The 6,000-nt window shown below is 73.9% G+C and carries 5 protein-coding genes; all 5 read right to left on the bottom strand.

Annotation, left to right across the window (positions count from 1 at the left end; all coding sequences use genetic code 11):
• Positions 1-48 precede the first annotated feature (48 nt).
• The gene (gene hutH, locus ACWF79_RS12020) at positions 49-1,590 is read right to left on the bottom strand and encodes a histidine ammonia-lyase (protein WP_453727962.1); all 1,542 of its coding nucleotides are present in this window, start codon (positions 1,588-1,590) and stop codon (positions 49-51) included.
• Between the two features lie 111 nt (positions 1,591-1,701).
• A complete protein-coding gene (locus ACWF79_RS12015; RefSeq protein ID WP_453727956.1) occupies positions 1,702-2,826 on the bottom strand; it encodes a diguanylate cyclase domain-containing protein in 1,125 nt (374 codons plus the stop codon).
• A gap of 122 nt (positions 2,827-2,948) precedes the next feature.
• Positions 2,949-3,746 carry an enoyl-CoA hydratase/isomerase family protein gene (locus tag ACWF79_RS12010; RefSeq protein WP_453727955.1) on the bottom strand — a complete coding sequence of 266 codons (798 nt, stop codon included), beginning with the start codon at positions 3,744-3,746 and terminating at the stop codon, positions 2,949-2,951.
• Between the two features lie 47 nt (positions 3,747-3,793).
• A complete protein-coding gene (locus ACWF79_RS12005; protein WP_453727954.1) occupies positions 3,794-4,933 on the bottom strand; it encodes an adenylate/guanylate cyclase domain-containing protein in 1,140 nt (379 codons plus the stop codon).
• A 193-nt stretch (positions 4,934-5,126) separates the two neighbouring features.
• Positions 5,127-5,978, bottom strand: coding sequence for a biotin--[acetyl-CoA-carboxylase] ligase (locus ACWF79_RS12000; RefSeq protein ID WP_453727953.1), 852 nt, complete (start codon positions 5,976-5,978; stop codon positions 5,127-5,129).
• Between the last annotated feature and the right edge of the window lie 22 nt (positions 5,979-6,000).

Genomic DNA, 6,000 nt, shown 5'->3' with positions numbered 1-6,000 from the left:
CCACTCCTCACCGGAGTGGCGGCCCTTCCGTTTTCCGGCTCCGTCCCGCTACGCCAGCGGACCGGTGACCGGCTCCACGGCGGCGACCAGCTTCCCTTCGCGTACGAACGCGTCGGCGGCCTCCAGGTCGGGGGCGAGGAAGCGGTCCGGGCCCGGGCCCTCGACCCCGGCGGCACGCAGGGCCTCGATGGCGGCCTGCGAGGCGGGGGCGGGGGTGAGGCCGCGGCGGAGCTCGATGCCACGGGTGGCGGCGTACAGCTCGACGGCGATGATCCGGTTGAGGTTGCCGATCGCGGTGCGCAGCTTGCGGGCGGCGGACCAGCCCATGGAGACGTGGTCCTCCTGCATGGCGGAGGACGGGATGGAGTCGGCGGAGGCCGGGACGGCCAGCCGCTTCATCTCGCTGACCAGGGCGGCCTGGGTGTACTGGGCGATCATCAGGCCCGAGTCGACGCCGGCGTCGTCGGCGAGGAAGGGCGGCAGGCCGTGGGACCGGTTCTTGTCGAGGAGCCGGTCGGTGCGGCGCTCGGCGATGGAGCCGAGGTCGGCGGCGGCGATCGCGAGGAAGTCGAGGACGTACGCGACGGGTGCGCCGTGGAAGTTGCCGTTGGAGCGGACCTGTCCGTCGGCCAGGACCACGGGGTTGTCGACGGCGGAGGCGAGTTCGCGCTCGGCGACCGTACGGGCGTGGGCCATGGTGTCGCGGCCGGCGCCGGCGACCTGCGGGGCGCAGCGCACGGAGTACGCGTCCTGGACGCGCGGGGCCTCCTCCTCCTGGAAGTGGCCGGTGAGCCCGGAGCCCTTGAGGACGGCGAGCATGTTGGCGGCGGAGGCGCCCTGGCCCGGGTGGGGGCGGATGGCGTGCAGCTCGGGTTCGAGGACCTTCTCGGTGCCGAGGAGGGCTTCGAGGGAGAGGGCCGCGGTGATGTCGGCCGACTTGTAGAGGGTGTCGAGGTCGGCGAGGGCCATGATCAGCATGCCGAGCATGCCGTCGGTGCCGTTGAGGAGGGCGAGGCCCTCCTTCTCGCGCAGCTCGACGGGCTGGATCCCGGCGGCGGCGAGCAGCTCGCCCGCGGGCCGCACGGTGCCGTCGGGGCCCTCGGCGTCGCCCTCGCCCATCAGGGTCAGGGCGCAGTGCGAGAGGGGCGCGAGGTCGCCGGAGCAGCCGAGCGAGCCGTACTCGTGGACGACCGGGGTGATGCCCGCGTTCAGGATGTCGGCCATGGTCTGCGCGACCTCGGGGCGGACGCCGGTGTGCCCGGAGGCGACGGTCTTCAGCCGCAGGAACATCAGGGCCCGCACGACCTCCCGCTCGACGCGCGGCCCCATGCCGGCGGCGTGCGAGCGGACGATGTTGCGCTGGAGCTGCGCCCGCAGTTCGGGGCTGATGTGCCGGGTGGCGAGGGCCCCGAACCCGGTCGAGACGCCGTACACGGGCTCGGGCTTGGCGGCGAGCGCGTCGACGACGGCACGGGACTCGGCGAGCGCCCGCACGGCCTCGGGGGACAGCTCGACGCGCGCGCCGTGGCGGGCGACGTCAAGGACGTCCTGGAAGGTGGTGCCGGACGTGCCGAGGACGACGATGTGCATATCCATATTCAGCACCCTACGGATTGAAGACCAACATGTCACTAGTCGGTCCGGAGGCAGGTCCTTACCGGCCGCCCCGGCGCACGGCCCGTCCCCGGGATCGTCGTGCGGCTACTCGCGGCCTCCGGGTGGCGCGTCGCGGAAGCGCCTGCGGTCGCGGGCTCCCGGCGGGGCGTCGGCGAGCTGGATGACCGTGCCGTCGCGGCCCGCCACCACCGGCTTCGACGAGCGGGCCGCCTTCGCCTGGTACTGGGCCGCGTCGGCGAGGCGGAAGAGGCGGCGGGCGGACGTGAGCGCGCCGATGGGGTCTCCGGTCGAGGCGACCCCGCATGCGACGCCCTCACCGAGCTCCAGTTCACCGGCGCGGACGCAGAGCTCGTCGGCGACCGCCACCACCTCGTCGGCCGTCGGGCCGAGGGAGAGCAGACAGAACTCGTCGCCGCCGAGCCGTGCCGACAGCGCGCCGGGCAGCATCGCCCCGCAGCGCGAGAGCACCGAGCCGAACCGTTCCAGCAGACGGTCGCCGACCGCGTGCCCGTGGGTGTCGTTGACCCGCTTCAGGCCGTTCAGGTCGCAGACCACCAGGCTCACCACGGAACCGTCCAGGCGGTAGCGCTCGATCGCCTCGTCGAGCCGGGTGTCGACCGCGCGGCGGTTCGCGAGCCCGGTCAGCGGGTCGGTGAAGGCCAGCTTCCGTACCTCCTCCAGGCGCTCCGCCTGCGCGATGCCCGCCGCGACGACGGCCGCGAGCACGGCCGCGAAATCGGCGTCGTCGCGGTCGAAGACCGGCGCCCCGGCCGGCCGGGCCACGTACAGCTCGCCCCAGGCCCGGCCGTGCAGCACCACCGGCGCGACCACGCAGCAGCCGCGCCCGCGCCTGCGCAGCCCGGTGACACGGCCGGTCGGGAGGCGGTCCCCCGCGGTCTCCACCCAGGCGTCCGGCTCACCGCCGCCCGCCCACCGCGCGTGCAGGAACTCGGTGATCTCGGGGAACTGGTGCACCGGGTACGTCTCGGAGTCGGGGAACTCCTCCTCGCCCACGGCCCGCTCGCCGGCGTTCACCAGCACCTTGAGCCGGCCGTGGTCGCGTTCCCAGACCGAGAGTGCGGCGAAGGTCCCGTCGAGCCCGTCGCGGGCGCCCAGCGCCGCGGCCCGCCAGAACTCGCGCGGGGTGTGCGCCGCCGCCATCGCCTGCGCCAGCGCCACTACGGCCCGCAGCCGCACATCCTCTCCCATTCCTCCAGCTTAGGGAGGTTTCATCCGTTTTCCCTTGTGGGGCGTCACTGAAAGTGACATAACGGGTCGATCGGGAGAATTCTCACCGAAATCTCAGAGCGTCGGCCGCCCTCACGCGGGGCTCAGACGCCCGGCCACCGCGGCTTCCGCTTCTCGTTGAACGCCGCCACGCCCTCCGCCCGGTCGCCCGAGAACGCGACCGCCCGCCACGCCGCGTCCTCGACCTCAAGGCCCGCCTTCAGGTCCAGGCCCTGCCCCAGGCGCAGCGCGCGCTTCGAGGCGCGCAGGCCGACCGGCGAGTTGGCCGCCATCCGCCCGGCCAGCTCCAGGGCGGCCGTACGGGCGTCCTCCGCGAGCACGTCGACGAGCCCGAGCTCGCGCGCCTCCGCCGCCTCCACCCGCCGCGCCGTGAAGACCAGTTCGGCCGCGCGCGCCGCGCCCACGCGGCGCGGGAGCAGCTGCGTACCACCGCCGCCGGGGATGACGCCCACCGAGACCTCCGGCAGACCGACCACGGCCGTCGCGTCGGCCACGATCACGTCACAGGCGAGGGCCAGCTCGTAGCCGCCGCCGAGGGCGAAGCCGTGGACGGCGGCGACGGTCGGCATCGGCAGGTCGAGCACGCCGCCGTAGGCGCCGCGCGAGACGGGCCGCTGACGGACCATGTCGGCGTCCGAGAAGGAGTTGCGCTCCTTGAGGTCGGCGCCGACGCAGAAGGCCTTGTCGTTCGAGGACGTCAGCACCGTCACCCGTACCGCCTCGTCGGCCGCGAGCGCCGCGCAGGCGGCGCTGATCGAGCGGGCCATCTCCAGGGAGACCGCGTTCATCGCCTTGGGCCGGTCGAGGACCAGCTCGGCGACGTACTCGTGCCGACGGACCCCGACGAACTCACCGAACCGCTGCTCGGACTGCTCGGACATGACCGCACCCTCCCGGTGAACGCCTGTTAACGCCTGTTCACCGGATCCTAGGTGGGGCGGCGGGTCAGGTGCCAGGGCTCCACGACGCCGAGACCACGCACCGGGCGCTGCCACATCGGCTGCAGCGCGAAGCGGTACGTCGGGGCCTGCTCGCCCTCCTTCTCGGCGCGGGCCGCCTCCTCGGCCGCCTGCGTCTCGGAGACGGGCGCCTCGCCGGTGCGGGTGAGCTCCTCGGCGAGCGCCCCGTCGACCAGGACGGTGTCCTTGGGCGCTATCGACGTGAGCCGGCTCGCGAGGTTCACCGTCGTCCCGAAGACATCTCCCATCCGGGTCGTCACCGTGCCGAAGGCGATGCCGACGCGCAGGGCGGGCATCGTCTCGTCGTGGCTGAGCGTCTCGATCAGGCGCAGCGCGATCTCGGCGGCGGTGCCGGCGTCGTCGGCGGCGTACAGCACCTCGTCGCCGAGGGTCTTGATGAGCCGGCCGCCGTGGGCGGCGACGAGGTCGGCGCAGGTGGTCTCGAAGGCCTCGACGAGCTCGCCGAGCTCCTCCTCCTCCAGGCGGCGGGTCAGCCGGGTGAACCCGACGAGGTCGGCGAAGCCGACGGCGAGCCGACGGTCGACCATCTCCTCGTCGTCGGCGGCCTGCACGACGCGGCCGGTGGCGGCGGCGAGCTGGCGGCGCCAGACGTAGATCAGGAACTCCTCCAACTCGGGCAGGAGCAGCTCGACCAGGGGGTACGTGACCTCCGTACGGGTCATTCCGGGCTCGGGCGGCTCGGTGAGGCCCTCCAGGAACGAGTCGATCTGCCACTCGGCGAGCCGGGCGGTGGTCTGGCCGGTGGACCGGGCGACCTGGACGGCCATGGGTTCGCTGAGCAGCCCGGCCTCGACGAGACCGGCGAGGCGGCGCAGGGCGAGGACGTCGGCCTCGGTGAGCGCCTTGGCCTGGCCGATGTCGGCGAAGCCCATGGCGCGCCAGAAGCGGGAGGCCAGCTCCATGGAGACGCCGGCGGTGCGGGCGGCCTGGAAGGGGGTGTAGCGGCGGTCCGCGCCCAGGATGAGCTGTTCGAGGCGGATCGCGAGGGGGTCGTCGGTCGGCTCGGCCGTGTGGTCGACGTGGTGGTGCGGCGTGGGGTACGCCGGGGGCTCCGCCTCACCGCCGTTGTGCGCGTCGTCGACGGTCACCGGCCGCCTCCTGCCGTTTCCCTGCCCACTGCCCTGCCGATCTGTCGCCCTGGATCGCGCTCCACGATACGACAGGTGTGTGCCAGCTCACGCCGTTCCGCTCCCGCGGGGCGGGACGGGTGGGCACGGCGGCGGAGGAGGCCCGGCGCCCGGACCGGTGGATGCGGCCCGGGTCGCAAGGGGAGCCCGGCCGTCAGCCCGTCGCGCGGACGTGGACGATGTCGCCCGCCCCGACCGCCTCCGTGCCGCCGCCCTCCGTCTCCACCACCAGGCGTCCGTCGCCGTCCAGGGCGACCGCCTCGCCCTCCAGCATCCGCTCGCCGGGAAGGTCGGCCCGGATGTGGCGGCCCAGGGTCGAGCAGCGCGCCGTGTACGCCGCCTGGAGGCCGGAGGCCTCGGGGTCGCCGTCCGCCCGCACCCACTCCCCGTACCAGTGCTCAAGGGACCGCAGGACCGACCGCAGCAGCGTGTCCCGGTCCGTCGAGACCGCGTCCGCGAGGAGCAGCGAACCGGCGCCCGGCACCGGCAGCTCCTCCTCCTTCAGGGTCACGTTGACGCCGATCCCGACGACGACCCCGTCCGCGCCCGCCCGCTCGGCGAGGATCCCGCCGGTCTTCCGCTCCTCGCCCCCGACCGAAACCATCAGGTCGTTCGGCCACTTGAGGGAAAGATCCACCCCGGCGGACTTCGTGAGCCCGGTCGCCGACGCGACGCCGGCGAGCAGCGGGAGCCAGCCCCACCGGTGCACCGGCACGTCCGGCTTGAACAGGACGGAGACGAAGATCCCGGCACGCGGGGGCGAGACCCAGTCGCGGTCGAGGCGGCCGCGCCCCGAGGTCTGCTCCTCGGCGACGAGCACCGCGCCCTCGGGCAGCTCGTCGGCGCGTGCGGCCAGGTCGGTGTTGGTGGAGCCGGTCGTGGTGACCAGGTCGAGCGAGGTCCAGAGCCCGTCGGGAAGGACGAGCGCGCGGCGCAGCGCGGAGGCGTTGAGCGGCGGACGGTCCAGGTCGGACCACCGCGCTCCTGAGGCATCGGAGGACGTCATGCAAGCCAGACTAGGTGTGGCA

Source organism: Streptomyces sp. NPDC054975 (assembly GCF_053609105.1).
The sequence above is the reverse complement of the archived record's forward strand: the minus strand, read 5'-3'. Positions and strand labels throughout refer to the sequence as shown.